Consider the following 16,533-nt stretch of genomic DNA (forward strand, 5'->3'; position numbering starts at 1 on the left):
TCGATTGTTTATAAGAATATATGGTTCCGAATGCATCGGACCGCGTCGGCCTGGGTTAGGCGCCGCGGCGATGGATGCGGTCCAGCAGCGCCGTCATTTTTTCCAGCGCGTCGGCTTGAATGGCCGCGGCTGTCTTGGAAACGGCTTCCTCTGTCTCTTCGGCCATGCGTTTTTTCATCTGGGCTTCGCGTTCGGCGGCCCGCTTCTGACGCAGGGCGTCTTCCTCGGCCTCACGCTTGGCCACTTCGGCTTTGGCTTTGGCTTCGGCTTCGGCCTTGGCTTTGGCTTCGGCGTCGGCCTTGGCCTTTGCCGCTGCTTCGGCTTTGGCCTTGGCATCCGCCTCGGCCTTGGCTTTTGCCGCTGCTTCGGCTTCGGCCTTGGCTTTGGCACCCGCCTCGGCCTTGGCCTTGGTGTCGGCTTCGGCCTTGGGGGCATCTACCGCCGGAGCGGCAGCGGCGGCCGGTTTGGGCGCCTCGGCTTTGGGTGCCTCTGCCTTCGGAGCGGCCGGTTTGGCTGCAGCCGGTGCTGCCTTGGGCGCTTCAGCCTTGGGTGCCGCCTTCTTGGCAGCGGCCGGAGCGGCCTTCTTTTCTTCTTCGATTTTCAGGTCAGGCTCGGGAGCGATGGCGGCCAGGTCGACCGGTTTGGCCTCAAGCATCTTGGTGATGGCGGCCACATCCTTGGCGCTGCCGCCGTCGATCAACAGATCGATGTAGCTTTTGGCCAGGCGGATCGATTCCGGATGGCGCATGATCACCACGTCGCTGCCCGCGAGCAGATAGGTGACAGCACCGACCGCTTCCATCAGAATGCCGCGCTTTTCGGGGTCGCCCAGTGTGGGGGCCTCATCGACCGGCTGCTTGGCTTCCTTGCATTTCCATACTTCGTTTCCCAGGTTGTTGATGACCGGCAACTGCAGCTTGTCGTCGCCCTGGGCCAATGCGGCCATGCGCAGACGCTCCATGACCGAATAGCTGTATTCCATGCCGTAACCCAGGCCGCCGGTGGTCGGATCGATAATGACCCTCTTCAAGGGCATGCCCAGGTTTTCCAGCAGAATGTTGACCTGCTTGGCCAGGTTGACATCGATGGGGCTGGAAGAGATCAGCGTATGGCCGTACGCCATGGCCGCGGCCCCGATGCCTTTGTGATTCTTGTCTTCCACCGGTCCCAGGATGAGATTCGCGCCCTGGTGATCCTCGGCGATTTTTTTCAAGGTCGCTTCGTCCTTGGCCGGGTTGGCGCATCCCCAGATGATCAGCGGTACATTGATGGCGCCCAGCACCTTTCCGACCGTCGCAGAGGCCGACTCCGGGGACGCGTTGTCGCCGTTGGGATCGATGCTTTTCAATTGCAGCACGATCAGTTCGGCGCCGTAGGTGTCGACACATTTTTTGGCCCAGGCGGCCGGGTCGTTGACCACGTCCTTGTACGGCGCCAGGGCGGCTTCGGCCCAGTCCGTCGGCGTTGTGTCCCAAATTTCCATTGCAATCTTAGGCTTGTTGGGCATCTCGCCTTCGAAATGATAGAACGGATAGCCAGTTTCTCCGCCAACAGTCACGGCCTTGTCCCCTTTGCCCAGGGTGACCGCTTGGACGCTGCCGGCATAACTTTCTTTGTAGAATTCGAAAGCCAAAGTTACCTCCTTATGCGATACCGGTTAAAAGTTGCATTCTGTGAGAAATCCCGCCTTGCGTGGCCGTATGGCCTGCATAGGACCGGCCCTGAGTCCCGAACGAAGCTTGCCCGTTCGATGGTCTCATCGATGCACGGGGGCTGATTATCCGGGGCGTGGTTTTCGATGATGGGCGGCTGATGCAGGTCTTCGATCGGCTCAGGTAGAGTGCAAGGCGATCGCTTTCATGTTCTCTTGCAGAAATTTCCTCCTTTCCTTTTTTAAATTTTAATTGGTTCGGTTGGTTTCTTATCCGGTTTAAAATTAAAATAAACGTGTTTGAAAGCAGGTGTGGGGCGGGCGTCGAGGCACAGCCGGATGAGAAGCTGGATCGGCTGATCGTCACATCGTATCGGTTCAACGACATACTCATGTCGGCTGTGTTTGCCTCGGTCCGTTGGTTAAGATGGTGCACTGTTTTAACGGCGTTGCAATTATAAATAATATCAATATGTTAAAAAGATTATCGCGGCCGATGTAAAACCAAGGGTTCACATTAATATAGAGGCCTTTTTATTGTCAATAGATATAGGTGCACTATGGCCTGAAAAAAGGAACGCGTGTCTATTTTCATCGGAAAGGCGCGTGACGTTTACCTCAGGTGCCGATAAGGGCCCTTGCCGGTTCCCATAGGATACGGATCTCCAACGGTCAAGCTTTTCGCTTGTCCTGAAAGAACACTTGTGGTAGTTGAACTTTAAATTATTGATTTTTTATAATCAAATGAATGCTATTCAGGAGGAGATGGATGCCAGGTGCCCCTTGAATTGGGTGAGGATGCAGGGCTATCGTTCACTTTAAGAGTTTCCGGAACCGGCATACAAGGAAAGCACAATCGGTATGGAGTGGATCAAGCGTTTTTGTCTCTGGATCGATGCGATCAATTCCTGGGTGGGGCGTTTTGTGGCCTGGACCACGGCTCTGGTCGTGGCTGTGGTGTTTGTCGATGTGGTCATGCGCTACCTTTTCAATACGAGTTTTGTTTTTACCCAGGAACTGGAGTGGCATCTTTTCGCTTTTATCTTCCTCATCGGCGCCGGCTACACCCTGCTCAAAGACGGCCATGTGCGGGTGGACATCATTTACCAGAAGTTGACTCCCAAGGCCCAGGCCTGGGTCAATCTGGTTGGAGTTTTGTTTTTTCTCATTCCCGGTTGTCTGATGATCATTGTGACCTCCTTGAATTTTGTCCAAAACAGTTTTGCCATCATGGAGGGATCTCCTGACCCGGGGGGCATCCCCTACCGCTGGGTGATCAAAGCATGCATCCCGGCCGGTTTTTCCCTGGTGCTGCTCCAGGGCATTTCCATGGGGTTCAAGAGCCTTCTCACCATCTGCAATACACCCATTCCCAATGAGATAGAAGGAAACAAGAAGTAATGAACTACCTGCCGGCCTGGATGTTTCTGGCGCTGACGGTTCTGCTGATGGGTGGTTTTCCGGTGACATTCACCCTCATGGGCACGGCCCTGACCTTTGGACTGATCGGTTTCGGCTGGTCTTTTTTCGACCTGCTGCCCCTGCGTATCTGGGGCGTGATGACCAACGTCACCTTGCTGGCCGTGCCGTTGTTCGTCTTCATGGGGGTGATGCTGGAGCGTTCCGGCCTGGCCGAGGAGTTGCTCGACACCATGGGGTTGCTGTTCGGCCGAATCCGCGGCGGTCTGGCCGTGTCGGTGGTGGCCGTCGGAGCATTGTTGGGCGCATCCACAGGCATCGTCGGCGCCACGGTGGTCACCATGGGCCTGCTGGCCGTGCCGACCATGCTCAAACGCGGCTATCAGAAGGAGCTGATCACCGGAACGGTTTCGGCTTCGGGAACCCTCGGACAGATCATACCGCCCAGTATCGTGCTGGTCCTCATCGGCGATATCGTCGGGGTCCCGGTCGGTGACCTCTTCATGGGGGCGGTCTTGCCGGGCATGCTGCTGGTGGGGCTCTACGCCGTGTATATCATCATCATTTCCTTTATTCGTCCCAAGCTGGCGCCTCCCATACCCCGCGCCGAACTGGCCGCTCTAACCCCGCGCATCATGGCCGGCAAGGTGATGCGCGCCCTTTTCCCTCCGCTCTTTTTGATGATCGCCGTGTTGGGGTCGATCTTTGCCGGGGTGGCCTCGCCCACCGAGGCGGCAGCCGTAGGTGCCGTTGGCGCCACAGTGCTCACGATCCTGAATCGCAGGTTCAACATGACCACCCTTCGTGAGGTCATGCACGCGACCACCCAGCTGACCTGCATGGTGTTTATCATTCTGGTCGGCGCCGCCTCTTTCGGGTTGGTATTCCGAGGCATGGGCGGCGATGAGCTGGTGCGTCATTTCCTCGGTGGACTGGCCGATCAGCACGGTCAGTGGTTCGTGCTGGCCGTGGTCATGGGGTTGATCTTCGTCATCGGGTTCTTCCTCGATTTCATCGAGATTACTTTCATCCACGTGCCGGTATTGGCCCCCATCATGCTCGAGTTCGGGTTTGACCCGGCCTGGTTTTGCATCCTGATTGCCGTGAATCTGCAAACCTCCTTCATGACGCCGCCGTTCGGATTTTCCCTGTTCTACCTCAAAGCGGTGACGCCGCCGGAAATCAGAACGGAACATATTTACCGCGGTATCATTCCGTATGTGTTCATACAATTGCTCGGCCTGGTGATCGTGGTGCTCTATCCAAAACTGGTCACCTGGCTGCCGAAAGTGGTCTTTTCCAATTAGGGATTCGTTGGATGAGAATAACGGGTCGTAAGTCTTTAGAGTGCGTGGGCAGGAAATCTGTTATGGGCATTTCGCGCCGACGATTCGGGGGATAAGCGGATCGACGAACAAATCAAACAACGAAAGGGGAATGTCACGATGGAGAGACGGGATTTTCTGAAGAAATCGGGTTTGGTGGCGGCCGGCGCAGTGACGGCGGCGGCAGGGCTCGCAGCGTGCGGGCAGAAAAAGGAGGAGACCCCGAAAACCGAAGAGACCAAAGCCCCGGCGGTCATTGCCGAGAAGAAGTACGAGTGGCGCATGGTCACCACCTGGCCGCCCAACCTTCCGGTTCTTCAGACCGGTGCCGAACGCTTCGCCAAGCGGGTGGCCGAGGCCACCAACGGTCGCATCACGATCAAGGTGTTTGCGGCCGGAGAACTGGTTCCGGCGCTCAACACATTTGACGCCGTATCGGCGGGTACGGTCGAATGCGGCAGCGGCGCATCCTACTACTGGGCCGGCAAGGTGCCCTCGGCCCAATGGTTCTCCTCGGTGCCATTTGGTTTAAATCCCCAGGGGATCAATGCATGGTTCTACGGTGGGGGCGGGCTCGAGTTGTGGGAAGAGGTGTATGCCCCCTTCAACGTGGTGCCGCGGCCCCAGGGTAACACCGGGGTTCAGATGGGCGGTTGGTTTCGTAAGGAGATGAATACGCTGGCGGATTACAAAGGGCTGAAGATGCGTATTCCCGGATTGGGCGGCAAGGTGATCGCCAAAGCGGGCGGAACGGTGGTGCTGTTACCGGCGGGTGAAATATTCACCTCATTGGAACGCGGCGTCATCGACGCCACCGAATGGGTCGGGCCGCTGCATGACCTGCGTATGGGGTTCTACAAGGCCGCTCAATATTACTACTATCCGGGCTGGCACGAACCGGGCACGACCCTCGAGGTCATCTTCAACAAGAAGGTCTACGACGATCTGCCCGGCGAGCTGCGCATGATTCTCGATGCCGTCGCCGCCGAGACCAACCTGTGGAGCCTCTGCCAGTTCGAGGCGGGCAACGGCGCGGCCTTGCAGGAGTTGATCACCCAACATAAGGTCAATCTGGTCCAATTCCCGGCGCCCTTGATGGACGACTTGCGCAAGCTGGCCATGGAGACCCTGGAGGAGGAAGCCGACAAGGATGCCCCCTCGCGCAAGGTGCACGAGGCCTTCAAGAAGTTCAAGGAGCAGGTCGGCATATGGGGTACGGTGGCCGACGACGCTTACTTTAACGTGATCGCCGACAAGTACAAACTCAAATCATAGTCGATACCGATGCCGCTACCCTGGCGGCCATCGTCTTCCATTCAAAAAGGTACGCCTGCGGACCACTTTGATGTGGCCGCGGGCGTTTTTTTGCCGGCATTGATTTCCAAACCCTGAACAGGTAGGTTGCCTTGACGCGATGGATGGGAATTGGACATTGACCGCATTTTTCAACGATCATTTTTCTATTTTGTTGGCGGCCGCATTGGGTCTTCTGGGCGGTGGTCTGATGGCTGGATGGCTGGTGCGCAGCCGATTGAAAAACCGCTTCGAGCGGCTGCTGGCCGACGCGACTACCGAACAGCGCCTTCTGCAGGAAAGGCAACTGACGCTCCAGGAGATGACCGATCAGTTACGCATCCAGGTCATTGAATGCGAGGCCGAATCCCGGCGTCGGCAGCAGGAAAAAGAGACGCTGCAGACCGCCAATGCGGCTCTCGAGGCGCATCTGCAGCAGATCCCGGCGTTGGAGAAAACGCTGGACGAAGTGCGGAACCAGTCGGATCGATTCCAGGCGGAGTTGCGCCGGGAGTCGGCGGCACTGGCCAAAGCACAGGAGAAGGGCGACCGGCTGGTCCGGGTCGAGGAAGATCTGGCCCGAAAAGAGACCCAAATGGCGGCGCTTCAGCAGCAACTCTCCAATTCCAAGGCGCACATTTCCGAGCTCACTGCCATTCTCGATGAGGAACGCAAACAGGCGGCCGAAAAGATCGCCCTGATCCACCAGGCCCGCGACCAGCTCAAAAACGAATTCGAAAACCTGGCCCAGCAGATATTCGAAGAGAAAAGCCATAAATTTGTCGATCAGAACCGCACCGCCGTGGATCAGCTCATCGGTCCCCTGCGCGATCAGATCGGCGAATTCAAACGGCGGGTCGAAGATGTCTACGACAAAGAGACCCGCGACCGCACGGCCCTCCAGGCGGAAATTCATCACCTCAAGGAGTTGAATCAGAGGATCAGCAAGGAGGCCGTCAACCTGACCCGGGCGCTCAAGGGGGACAGCAAGGCGCGCGGCAACTGGGGCGAGGTGGTCCTGGAACGGGTGCTGGAGGCATCGGGACTGCAAAAGGGTCGCGAGTACGAGGTGCAGGCGGGACTTCACGACCAGACCGGTCGCCGGTATCAGCCCGACGCCATCGTCAGGCTGCCCGAGGGCAAGGATGTGATCGTGGACGCCAAGGTATCCCTCAAGGCGTATGAGGCCTATTTCAATGCCGAGGCGCCGCAGGAGCGGGAGCAGTTCCTTGGCGCTCACATCGATGCGCTGCGCCATCACATCCGTTCCCTGGCCGGCAAACGTTACGATTCACTGGAAGGGGTGCGCAGCCCCGATTTCACGCTCATGTTCGTCCCCGTCGAGGCGGCGTTCCTGGCCGCTGTGGAACGCCAGGGGGAGCTTTTTATCGAGGCATTCGAGCAGAATATCGTCCTGGTGAGCCCGTCGACCTTGCTGGTCACCTTACGAACCATTCAGAACATCTGGCGCCATGAATATCAAAATCGTCATGCGCTGGAGATTGCCACCAAGGCCGGTGGCCTCTATGACAAATTCGTGGGGTTCGTGGCGGCGTTGGAGGAGGTCGGGCTTCAACTGGAACGTGCCCGCGGTGCCTACCAGTCCGCATATGACCGTCTGGTGAGCGGTCGGGGCAATCTCATCCGCCGGGCCGAGCAGCTCAAAATTTTAGGTGCCAAAGCCGCCAAGGCGTTGCCGGCCGGGATGGCGGCACCAGACGACACTGACATGGCTGATCTCGAAGACGACCAGCAGGGGTGACGCGTCTCGGTTTCAGTTGGTTGAACGGTTTGCGATCTCCTCGGCGGCGGCTTCCCTGACACTCTCGGCGTAATCGGCAGACACGATCTTCTGCAGGCAGGCAACGGCTTCGTCATCTCCGATTTGCCCGATGACCTGGACCACATCCCCCTGGATCGGCTCGCTCAGCCGGTCGAATCGACGCCATAACGGCGCGACCAGGTCGGCGGCCAGGTCGGGCGCCTCGTCGACCAGATACTCGACAGTGACCATGGCGCCCAGGCGGACGGACCAGCGTTCGCTGGTGAGCAGATCGAGCATGGCCGGGAAACAGCTGCCATGCGTCGCCATCATGCCGGCCAGCCTTGCCGCTTCACCCGATTCGATGATCTGGCGCAGCGACGAGGCTGAAAGCTGGGACGGATCGCGCTGGATACATTGACGAAGGACCTCGGCCGCCTGGATCTGGCCGGTCCAGCGAATGCGTTCGTCCAGGATCAGGGTCGGCACCGACCGAATGTCATGGGCTCCCGCCGGTTCGGTGAACAGCAGGGCATCGATGACCGTGAGCCGGAGGCGGGGGGAGGCATCGGCCATCTCGATCAATTGAGCGGCCACCACCGGGCAATGGGGACATTGCATGGAGATGAACAAGACGAGGTCGGCCGGCAATTCGATGCTGCCGGCTTGTGTTCTGAGTTCGGTCGAAATCCCCAATTCCGTTTCGCCGGCAACCCCCAAGGCCTTGAGGAAGGGGTCGATTTCAGGGCCTTCGGGCACGGCCTGATAGGCGATGTTGGCATGACGCCCCAGGATCAGGGCAGGAGAGCGGAAAGGCTCTTCGGGGGCGGGGCGCTTTTCGACGATCGGTGCAATGGACCGCAGCCGGTCGAAAAAGTCGGCCAATCGCCGGCCGGCTTGGTCCGATCCACCGGTCAGCGCAATTTGGACGGGCGATTTCAGTGCTTTCATCCGCTCGACGATGCGCTGTTCGTCATGGGGTGTCATGGGATGCACTCCTGTTTTGACATCTGTTCCAACAATTCATATGCTGCATTATCTCTATTGACGCCGTATCAGCCATTACCACATTACGCTTCGATGCTTCAATGAAAAGAGCTTCGTTCAACCCCCGGAGGCCCGCCGTGAAAAAAAGCGTGTTGTCGTCCATCGTGATCCTGGCCCTGTTCATCTCATGGACTGCCGTGCCCCCAATGGTGTCGGCCGGCTTGAAAGAGCGTACCCTGATGACGGCCGTCCAGCTGCCGGCCGGCTTCGACATCCATCTTTACACCGACCAGGTGCCCAATGCCCGGTCCATGGCCCTGAGTCCGTCCGGCACCCTGTTTGTCGGCACGCGGATCGAAGGCAAGGTCTACGCGGTGGTCGACAGCAATGGCGATCTGCAGGCAGACCGGGTCTTCACCATCGCAGACGGCCTCACCATGCCCAACGGCGTGGCGTTGTGGAACGGCGATTTGTATGTGTCCGAGGTCCATCGCATCTTGAGGTTCCGGCAGATCGAGGCGCATCTGGAAAAGCCGCTGACGCCGGAGATCGTATTCGATGACTATCCAACGGACGATCATCATGGCTGGAAGTTCATCCGCTTTGGACCGGATGGAAAACTCTATGTGCCGGTGGGCGCCCCCTGCAATGTATGCCTGCGCGACGAACCCATTTATGCCAGTATCACCCGTATCAACCGCGATGGCAGCGGCTTGGAAATCTATGCCCGGGGCGTACGCAACACCGTCGGATTTGATTGGCATCCGGTCAGCGGAGATTTGTGGTTCACCGATAATGGCCGCGACTGGATGGGTGACGACCAGCCCCCGGACGAACTGAACCGGGCGACCATGCCGGGCCTTCATTTTGGATTTCCCCACTGCCATGGCGGCACCCTGGCCGACCCGCAATTCGGCAGCAGTCAATCCTGCGAGCAGTTCACGCCACCGGCGGCCGCATTGGGACCGCACGTGGCGGCTTTGGGGATGCGTTTTTACGTTGGTCGGATGTTTCCGGATAGCTACCGCGGTCAGATTTTCATCGCTGAGCATGGTTCGTGGAATCGCAGAGAAAAAATCGGCTACCGGGTGATGGTGGCTCGCTTGCGCGGCGATCGTGTGGTCTCCTACGAACCGTTTGCCACCGGGTGGTTGGTTGGCGGAGCGGCATGGGGCCGGCCGGTGGACGTTGAGATCATGCGCGATGGAAGCCTGTTGGTATCCGATGATAAAAACGGGGTGATCTATCGCATCTCGTACCGTCAGACCCAAAATCAGACCCAAAAATAGATCATTTTCCGCAAATCGTTTCAATGTCGGTCACGACCATGCCATTTGCCTGCATTTCGAATTTGATATTCAGGTCCCAAAGACGCATGCCGAAAGCGGCTTGATCCCCGGTGCCCTTGTAGGCCGGTCGCGGATCCTGGGAAAGCAGGCCGGTGATGAGCGCCTTCAGGTTGGGATACCTTGCCGCATCGAGGATCGCGATCCGTCGTTCGGCATCTGGTGAAAATGTGATGGGTCGGTCGTGCGCGGGTGCGTCTGATGCATACCCGGCACGTGCATCGGGAATGCAATCGGCATAAGGTAAATAGGGCTTGAGGTCCAGCACCGGGGTGCCGTCGAGCAGGTCGACACCGCCGAGATGCAGCCGGAGCCGTCCTTTTTCTCGTTCGATCCGTCGCAAGGTCACCACCGATTGGCCGATGGCATTGGGACGGAATCCTGAACGGCTGGCAAAGACGCCCACCCGCCGGTTACCGCCCAGACGCGGCGGCCGGACGGTGGCCTTCCATGGCCGCCCATAACAGCGATGAAAAACGAACACGATCCAGACGTGGGAAAATTCATCCAACTCCCGAAAGGCTTCCACCATCTGAAACGCCGGTAAAATGTCGAGCGTCGCACACGCTTCGGGAACCAGATTGGGTTGCCGGGGAATGCCGAATTTTTCGGTGAAGCAGGAGTGAATCCGGCCGATGGGTTCGAAGTGATAGGCGGTCATCGACATCTCCCTTGACTTGCAGCGGTGTTCATTTAAAATCCCTGGTGTCGATCGAGCGGCAGAAAAGCGTCGGCCGAAGACACTGCCACTGCGATATGGCAGATGGCGGTAATTGTAAACCGTGAATGTGAAAAGCCGTCACCCCCGATGGCAGGCGTGTTGGTCAAGGGCATGCCGACTCGGGTTTGCCGGTGAACCCGCTGGGCGGGGAGGCCGGCGAACGGCACACCTCCGGCGGTTTAACGCCGGCACAAGGAGCTGTCATGATCGATGTGGACATTCCAGGATTTGGAGAGTTGCACCTGGCCCATCTGGTGCTCGATTATAACGGTACCCTGGCGGTCGATGGAGAGCTGTTGCCGGGCGTGTTCGATCGGCTTTCGGCCCTGAGCCGGCAGCTTGGCATCCACGTCGTCACGGCCGACACCTTTGGACGCGTCCGCTCCGCCATGTCCAGTTTGCAGGCGACGGTGACCGTCTTGCCGGTGGCGCGGCAGGATGAGGCCAAATTGAACTATGTGCGCCAATTGGGCGCCGACCGGACCGTGGCCGTGGGAAACGGTCGCAACGACCGTTTGATGCTCGAAGCGGCCGCCCTGGGTATCGGCGTTATTCTTGGCGAAGGCGCATCGAGCCTGACCCTGGCGGCCGCGGACGTGGTATGCACCTCGATCGGAGATGCCTTGGACCTGTTGACCCACCCTTTGCGATTGACCGCCACCTTGCGCGCCTGACCCAAACGATGTTGACCCGTTTCACCATGCAAGCCGGAAAAGGCGGCGCTGATGGGATACCTTGTTCTCATCGGCGCTCGGGTTATGGATCATATCCAGAGGTAGAAAGAATGAGATGAAAGAGAGCCCCCGTTACTTGATGGAGAACGAAGAAGAGATCGATCGCCTCGAAAAGAAGACCGACGTCCGTATTGTTCACGAACAGGCCCTGTGGGCCGGCATTCAGCCCGGTATGCGGGTAGCCGACATCGGTTGCGGTTCGGGGATCACCACCCGGGCGTTGTATGATCTCGTGCAGCCCGGGGGGGAGGCCGTGGGCGTCGATATGTCAGAGGAGCGACTGGCGTTCGCCCAGTCCAAATACGGCCGGCCGGGGGTGACGTTCGAATGCCGGAATGCATTGGCGCCGTTGAACGGCATGGGGCTTTTTGACTTTATCTGGGTGAGGTTCTTCCTGGAGTATCACCGCAGCCGGGCTTTCGAGATCGTTCAGAATCTGGCCCGCATCACCAAACCAGGCGGCATCGTCTGCCTGGTGGACCTGGACTACAACTGCCTGAGCCACTTCAGTATGCCCGATCGATTGGCCGCGGCCCTGCAAGGGGTGATGCGGAAATTGGAACAGGAAGCCGATTTCGATCCCCACGCGGGCATCAAGCTCTATTCGTTTCTCTACGATTTGGGGTTTGAGGAGATCGACGCCATGCTCGCCTCCCACCACCTGATTTTCGGTCAACTGAAAGATGTCGATGCGTTTAACTGGACCAAGAAGATCGAGGTGGCCGGTCAGGGATCAGGTTACGCATTCAGCGAATATTCTGGTGGTTATGCCGAGTTTGCCGAAGAGTTTCATGCGTTTTTTTCCGATCCCCGCCGCTTTACCTATACTCCGCTGATCGCCTGCCGGGGACGCAAGCCTCTTAAGGAGGAACTCTAAAGTTTTAAGTGTAAAGTTTTAAGTGAAGGTAGGGTGTCGATTGGATGTCGCGACGCCGCAATCCGGCTTTGGATCAGCCGCCGTAGGCCATCTGGAAGATGCGGACCTGGGCACCGTCATAGAGCCTATCGCCAGGAGTGGCCACCCGGCCGTCCAGGGCGACCACGCCGCTGTCCTGAGCCGTCAGGCTCAGGCGGGATCTCAGGTCCGCGACCCGTGCGCCCCTGGCGAATTCAAGCAGTATCCCCTTTTCAGGATCATACTCTTGAAAACGCCAGGGCAGGGCGCCGTACAATTTGACCACGACCTGGATCGTTGGCGGGGAATCGGATCGGCTGGACATGGTCAGAAATTGTAAAGTTGATCCAACGCCTCGTCGCTGACCACGAACACCTGGTTGTGGGGCGGCAAGGGCTCCTCACAGAAGAATCGTGGCAGGCGATCGTCCTTGTTGGTAAGCCCGGCCTTCTGATTGAAATCTCGTTCGAGTTTCAGGGTGCGCATGCCCATCTGGGCATACTCCTTGGGACCGATGGCCTGACCCAGCTTGGCGGAGAGCATGGCGAACATGGCGCCCGATGCCTCTTTGGTGGCCATGCCCACGCCGGCCAGGATGCACATGCCCGTGCAATCCATGGCCGCCATACCGATCTGGACCTTTCGCGAGGCATCCACCTGCCCTTCGGCCGCCAGTGGTTTCAGCGCTCCGCTGAGATAGTGGCCGAGCATGTTGCCGGCGGTGTGGTCCGCCCCCATGGTGGAGGTGGCGTAGGTGACGCCATTGCCCTGCATGCCCCTGGGATCATAGGCCGCAATGCTCTGACCCTTGACGGTCGGCACGCGATGGTGGTTGAAGTGTTTGCCCACCGCATCCGGCCCATTGCCGATCAGTCGGCCCATCTCCGTTCCGCGGGCCACCTCCTCGACCATATCGACGGCGGCCCGTCCATCGCCGAACGATTTGTATCCGGCGTCCATGGCCACGGCCATGGCCACGCCGGTGTTGATCGTGTCCAGGCCGATGTCGTCGCATAAAAAGTCGAGCCGGGCGATGGTGTCCAGATCATCGATGCCGAGCATGCCGCCCATGGACCAGATGGTTTCGTATTCCAGCGACGAGGTGACATATTTTCCCTGCTCGTCCACAAATTCGTTGGAGCAGTGCACGATGCACTGGGCGCAACCCATGTGCTGGGTTTTGCCGCCGCGTGTTTTGATCAGTTTCGCCAGGGCCTCGCCGCTGATCTTTTCCCATCCGTCGAAAACGCCCCTGGTGGCGTTGTAGCAGGGAAACGCCCCCAGCGAGTTGACGGCGCTGACGGTGGATGCGGTCCCGAAGTTGGGCAACACCTTGCCAGTGAACGGATTCTTGCGCAATTCCTGGGCGAATGTCTTGGCCGACTCTTTGAAGGACTCCGGGTCGGAGATGACATCCGGGTTGCTGCCCTCGGTGCTTACCACGATCGCCTTCAGACCCTTGGAGCCCATGACGGCACCCAGGCCGCCCCGGCCGGCGGCACGGCATGGCCGATCATCGACATCCGTGGTCTGGATGCTGGCCGATTTGAGTTGATATTCGCCGGCCGGACCGATGCAGGCGATGGTGTTTTTAGAACCGTAAGACTCCAATAACCTGGCCGTCAGGGCATAGGTGCGCATGCCCTTGTATGGGTCAGCGGCTTCGAGCCGGGCATCCCCGTTGGCATCGACGCTGAGCAGATAGATATGGCCTGCCGGCGCCCGGCCTTCTATGACAATGGCCGTGATACCCAATTTTCCCAGGCTGGCTGCGATCTTGCCGCCGGAATTGCTCTCTTTGATGGTGCCGGTCAACGGGCTCTTGGCGCCGATGGAGATGCGGCTGGTATTGACGAGGGGGGTGCCGCTGAGCAGCCCCGGGGCGATGACCAATTTGTTTTCAGGCCCCAACGCATCGCACGTGGGCGGCACCTCCGCATGGATTACCGCCGCGCTGAGGCCGCGCCCGCCAAGACCGGTATAGGCCTCGGGCACAGTTTCAACCTGGATGCTTTGATTGGCCATATTGACTCTGATCCATTTCATCGTGACGTCTCCTGGCCCGGCTTCGCCGGAAGTGGAATAAAGTTAACATAAACGTGTTTTGTTTTCAGATAACACAAAACTCGATATTCACCAAGGTGAAGACGTGCCTATTTGTCGGGGAAGGTTATTTTTCGATAATAGGAGCCGGACAGATAGACCGCGGCCAGGGGGTTGTGGCCGGTAACGCGGTCCTTGACCGCCAGCACGGTGGTCGGTGCCTGGGCATATTTGAAAAAGAGGGAATCATGTCCCACGCACAAACCCAGCAAAACGTTGAGATCGGTCTTTTCTTGGTTGAAAAGCTCGGCCTGGAAAATGGGATTGCACATGGCCTCCTCGCGTCCCCGGATGACCTGCTCTTCGTCGGGGATGCCGATAATGGCCTTGGATGTGCGTCCGGCCTTGCACGACACCGAAACGACTTCGAAGCCGCGAGTGCTCAGGACTTTTTCGACCATCATGGCTTCGTTGCTCAAGCCGACGCAAAAGGCCAGGCCCAACCGGTGATAGTTCATCTTGTCGGCAAACTCACATATCTCAACGATACGCGTCTTGGTGGGTTGCAGGACATACGGTTTCTGGTCGCGATTGGCATAGCACTCGGCTTCCTGGCGGGAAGCCTGCCGTGCGAATTCATAGATGTAGGGATCCTCGAAGGCGCGATTGGCATTTGCCAGCACGGCCTGGCGATTCAGGGTGGGACACGTTTTGGGTCCTGTGCCCTTCGGATTCATGCAGATGCGTTTGGCAAGGGGCAGCTTGCAGGCCGCACAGGCTGGATGATCATACCCAGGGGTATCGTCTTGAAGACGGTCATTCATGATGTCGACTCCTTTTGTCCGATGGTGGAACCCATTCCACCGAGCCAGGCTATAGCCGCACCAGCTTTCTGACTTTGCTCGGAGCGGCCAGCCATATGAGCACGCAACTGACTACCAGGGAGCTCAAAAAGACCAGAAACGGCACCGCATAGGTCTGGGAGAGGTCGTAGAGCAGTCCGGCCATGAACGAGCCCGCAGCGCCGCCGGCACCGCCGCCGATGGCGATCATGGCGAAGATCAATCCGAACGAACTGCCTTGGAAAATATCGGCGCTCAAAGCGGGCAGCAGCGGCGCGGCCGCGCCATATCCCAGTCCGAACAGGATGGCAAAGAGCAATGGCAACAGGGATGGCGCATATCCGACACGCATCAGAGAAAAAATGCCGAGGGCGGCCACTGCAACGCCAAGGTTATTGATGCGTTCGCGTCCATATAGATCGGAAAGATACCCGAACAGAATCTTTCCGGCCGATCCTGCAATTCCCAATATGCCGAAAAAATAAGCGGCGGTATCTCTTTTCAGGCCCTGGTCCACCATGGCCGAAACGGCATGCAACAGGACGCCCTGGTAGGCAAATGAGAGGCAAAAAAAGGCGAATGCCAGCAGCCAGAAACGCGCGGTGCGCATAGCCTTGCCCAGTGTCCAGTGCTGGGCCGTCCACCGGGTGTCGATCAGCTTGACTCGAAACGCACGCCGTTTGGGCGACACGTGGTCAACGCTGTCGTCACCGTCCGGGAACAGGCCGATATCTTGAGGACTGCGACGGCTGAAGATCAGGTTCAGCGGGACCACCAGCACCAGAATCAGACCGGCGAGGATCAGATAGGTGGTGCGCCACCCAAAGTGGCGGATGGCGGTTTCCACCATTGGAATCAACAGGAGCATCCCGAATCCGATGCCCGACATGGTGACACCCACGGCCAATCCCCGTTGACGTTCAAACCACTTGGGAATGAAGGCGGCATGGGAGGCGAATCCGATGAGGCTCACTCCTATGCCGGCAAAGACCCCGTAGGCAATGGAAAATTGCCACAAGTTCCGGCACACGCTGGTCATGGCCAGGGCCATTGCCAGCACCAACGCCCCGGCTGGAACGACGATCCGGGGACCGCAGCGGTCCTGCAGGTAACCGGTCGCCAGGTTCATCAGGGCCTGTGTAATGATGAAGATGGAGAAAATGCTCGACGCCGCCGCGCGACTCCAGCCGAACTCCTGGATCACGGCGATGATAAAAACCGAGTAGGAGTACCACACCCCGAAGGCGGCCCCCAAGGTGATGAATCCGATCAGGACGATGATCCAACCGTAAAAAAACAGGGGTTTTCGAGGCGTTTGCGGTATCGCCGGAGTGGATGTCACACAGGACTCCTTTTAAATTCAGCGCAGATCATGTCGGTTGCGGTCATGGGAATCGACAGTTCTTCGAGTACTAGCATATTGATTCGGACCAAGGCAACAGAAAAGCCGTATGATTCAGTAATGCAAAATAATGTATGATATTGTCGTACGACCGAGGATGAGGGTTTTGTTTG

Annotated in this window: 14 protein-coding genes; 7 read left to right on the plus strand and 7 right to left on the minus strand. The window is 58.4% G+C overall.

The window, feature by feature from the left end; translation table 11 throughout:
* Positions 1-55 precede the first annotated feature (55 nt).
* A complete protein-coding gene (locus tag DFT_RS03525) occupies positions 56-1,633 on the minus strand; it encodes an acetyl-CoA decarbonylase/synthase complex subunit delta (RefSeq protein WP_054029836.1) in 1,578 nt (525 codons plus the stop codon).
* An 879-nt stretch (positions 1,634-2,512) separates the two neighbouring features.
* Between DFT_RS03525 and DFT_RS03530 the strand changes: the two genes are divergently transcribed.
* The 4 genes from DFT_RS03530 (at position 2,513) to DFT_RS03545 (ending at position 7,450) form a co-directional block, all read left to right on the plus strand.
* Complete coding sequence (locus tag DFT_RS03530) at positions 2,513-3,052, plus strand: TRAP transporter small permease subunit (RefSeq protein ID WP_054029837.1); 540 nt, start codon at positions 2,513-2,515, stop codon at positions 3,050-3,052.
* Positions 3,052-4,377 carry a TRAP transporter large permease gene (locus tag DFT_RS03535; protein WP_054029838.1) on the plus strand — a complete coding sequence of 442 codons (1,326 nt, stop codon included), beginning with the start codon at positions 3,052-3,054 and terminating at the stop codon, positions 4,375-4,377. Before DFT_RS03530 ends, DFT_RS03535 begins: the two co-directional genes overlap by 1 nt.
* A gap of 138 nt (positions 4,378-4,515) precedes the next feature.
* Entirely contained in the window at positions 4,516-5,670 is a 1,155-nt protein-coding gene (locus DFT_RS03540) for a TRAP transporter substrate-binding protein (RefSeq protein ID WP_054029839.1), read from the plus strand.
* Between the two features lie 139 nt (positions 5,671-5,809).
* The gene (locus tag DFT_RS03545; protein WP_083453295.1) at positions 5,810-7,450 is read left to right on the plus strand and encodes a DNA recombination protein RmuC; all 1,641 of its coding nucleotides are present in this window, start codon (positions 5,810-5,812) and stop codon (positions 7,448-7,450) included.
* 12 nt (positions 7,451-7,462) lie between these two features.
* Here DFT_RS03545 and DFT_RS03550 read toward each other — a convergent pair whose 3' ends face one another.
* On the minus strand, positions 7,463-8,437 hold the full coding sequence (locus DFT_RS03550) for a thioredoxin family protein (protein ID WP_054029841.1): 975 nt from the start codon (positions 8,435-8,437) through the stop codon (positions 7,463-7,465).
* Positions 8,438-8,574: 137 nt separating this feature from the next.
* On the opposite strand from DFT_RS03550, the gene DFT_RS03555 reads away from it, so the two are divergent.
* Positions 8,575-9,726, plus strand: a complete 1,152-nt coding sequence (locus DFT_RS03555) for a PQQ-dependent sugar dehydrogenase (RefSeq protein WP_200907006.1) — start codon at positions 8,575-8,577, stop codon at positions 9,724-9,726.
* A 1-nt stretch (position 9,727) separates the two neighbouring features.
* On the opposite strand, the gene tsaA is transcribed toward DFT_RS03555, so the two are convergent.
* Positions 9,728-10,444, minus strand: a complete 717-nt coding sequence (tsaA, locus tag DFT_RS03560) for a tRNA (N6-threonylcarbamoyladenosine(37)-N6)-methyltransferase TrmO (protein ID WP_054029843.1) — start codon at positions 10,442-10,444, stop codon at positions 9,728-9,730.
* 263 nt (positions 10,445-10,707) lie between these two features.
* Here tsaA and DFT_RS03565 point away from each other — a divergent pair, with 263 nt between their 5' ends.
* Together DFT_RS03565 and DFT_RS03570 are read left to right on the plus strand one after the other, a co-directional pair.
* Positions 10,708-11,178 carry an HAD family hydrolase gene (locus DFT_RS03565; protein WP_054029844.1) on the plus strand — a complete coding sequence of 157 codons (471 nt, stop codon included), beginning with the start codon at positions 10,708-10,710 and terminating at the stop codon, positions 11,176-11,178.
* Positions 11,179-11,293: 115 nt separating this feature from the next.
* Positions 11,294-12,115 (plus strand): class I SAM-dependent methyltransferase, encoded by an 822-nt coding sequence (locus DFT_RS03570; protein WP_054029845.1) that lies wholly within the window; start codon positions 11,294-11,296, stop codon positions 12,113-12,115.
* A 73-nt stretch (positions 12,116-12,188) separates the two neighbouring features.
* On the opposite strand, the gene DFT_RS03575 is transcribed toward DFT_RS03570, so the two are convergent.
* From DFT_RS03575 to DFT_RS03590, 4 genes are all read right to left on the minus strand, one after another.
* Positions 12,189-12,458: a ubiquitin family protein gene (locus DFT_RS03575; RefSeq protein WP_054029846.1), complete on the minus strand. Its 270-nt coding sequence runs from the start codon at positions 12,456-12,458 to the stop codon at positions 12,189-12,191.
* 2 nt (positions 12,459-12,460) lie between these two features.
* Positions 12,461-14,179 (minus strand): aldehyde ferredoxin oxidoreductase family protein, encoded by a 1,719-nt coding sequence (locus DFT_RS03580; protein WP_054029847.1) that lies wholly within the window; start codon positions 14,177-14,179, stop codon positions 12,461-12,463.
* Positions 14,180-14,286: 107 nt separating this feature from the next.
* Positions 14,287-15,000, minus strand: a complete 714-nt coding sequence (locus DFT_RS03585; protein ID WP_054029848.1) for a DUF1847 domain-containing protein — start codon at positions 14,998-15,000, stop codon at positions 14,287-14,289.
* 49 nt (positions 15,001-15,049) lie between these two features.
* Positions 15,050-16,360: an MFS transporter gene (locus DFT_RS03590; RefSeq protein ID WP_054029849.1), complete on the minus strand. Its 1,311-nt coding sequence runs from the start codon at positions 16,358-16,360 to the stop codon at positions 15,050-15,052.
* Positions 16,361-16,533: the final 173 nt, after the last annotated feature.

It is taken from the genome of Desulfatitalea tepidiphila (genome assembly GCF_001293685.1).
Classification (GTDB): domain Bacteria; phylum Desulfobacterota; class Desulfobacteria; order Desulfobacterales; family Desulfosarcinaceae; genus Desulfatitalea; species Desulfatitalea tepidiphila.

What these genes read in the sequence shown, in the direction of transcription:
- DFT_RS03575 (WP_054029846.1), bottom strand. Translation starts at nt 12,458, where the DNA reads ATGTCCAGCCGATCCGATTCCCCGCCAACGATCCAGGTCGTGGTCAAA.
- DFT_RS03540 (WP_054029839.1), top strand. Translation starts at nt 4,516, where the DNA reads ATGGAGAGACGGGATTTTCTGAAGAAATCGGGTTTGGTGGCGGCCGGC.
- DFT_RS03580 (WP_054029847.1), bottom strand. Translation starts at nt 14,179, where the DNA reads ATGAAATGGATCAGAGTCAATATGGCCAATCAAAGCATCCAGGTTGAA.
- DFT_RS03570 (WP_054029845.1), top strand. Translation starts at nt 11,294, where the DNA reads ATGAAAGAGAGCCCCCGTTACTTGATGGAGAACGAAGAAGAGATCGAT.
- DFT_RS03530 (WP_054029837.1), top strand. Translation starts at nt 2,513, where the DNA reads ATGGAGTGGATCAAGCGTTTTTGTCTCTGGATCGATGCGATCAATTCC.
- DFT_RS03535 (WP_054029838.1), top strand. Translation starts at nt 3,052, where the DNA reads ATGAACTACCTGCCGGCCTGGATGTTTCTGGCGCTGACGGTTCTGCTG.
- DFT_RS03585 (WP_054029848.1), bottom strand. Translation starts at nt 15,000, where the DNA reads ATGAATGACCGTCTTCAAGACGATACCCCTGGGTATGATCATCCAGCC.
- DFT_RS03545 (WP_083453295.1), top strand. Translation starts at nt 5,810, where the DNA reads ATGGATGGGAATTGGACATTGACCGCATTTTTCAACGATCATTTTTCT.
- DFT_RS03565 (WP_054029844.1), top strand. Translation starts at nt 10,708, where the DNA reads ATGATCGATGTGGACATTCCAGGATTTGGAGAGTTGCACCTGGCCCAT.
- tsaA (WP_054029843.1), bottom strand. Translation starts at nt 10,444, where the DNA reads ATGACCGCCTATCACTTCGAACCCATCGGCCGGATTCACTCCTGCTTC.
- DFT_RS03550 (WP_054029841.1), bottom strand. Translation starts at nt 8,437, where the DNA reads ATGACACCCCATGACGAACAGCGCATCGTCGAGCGGATGAAAGCACTG.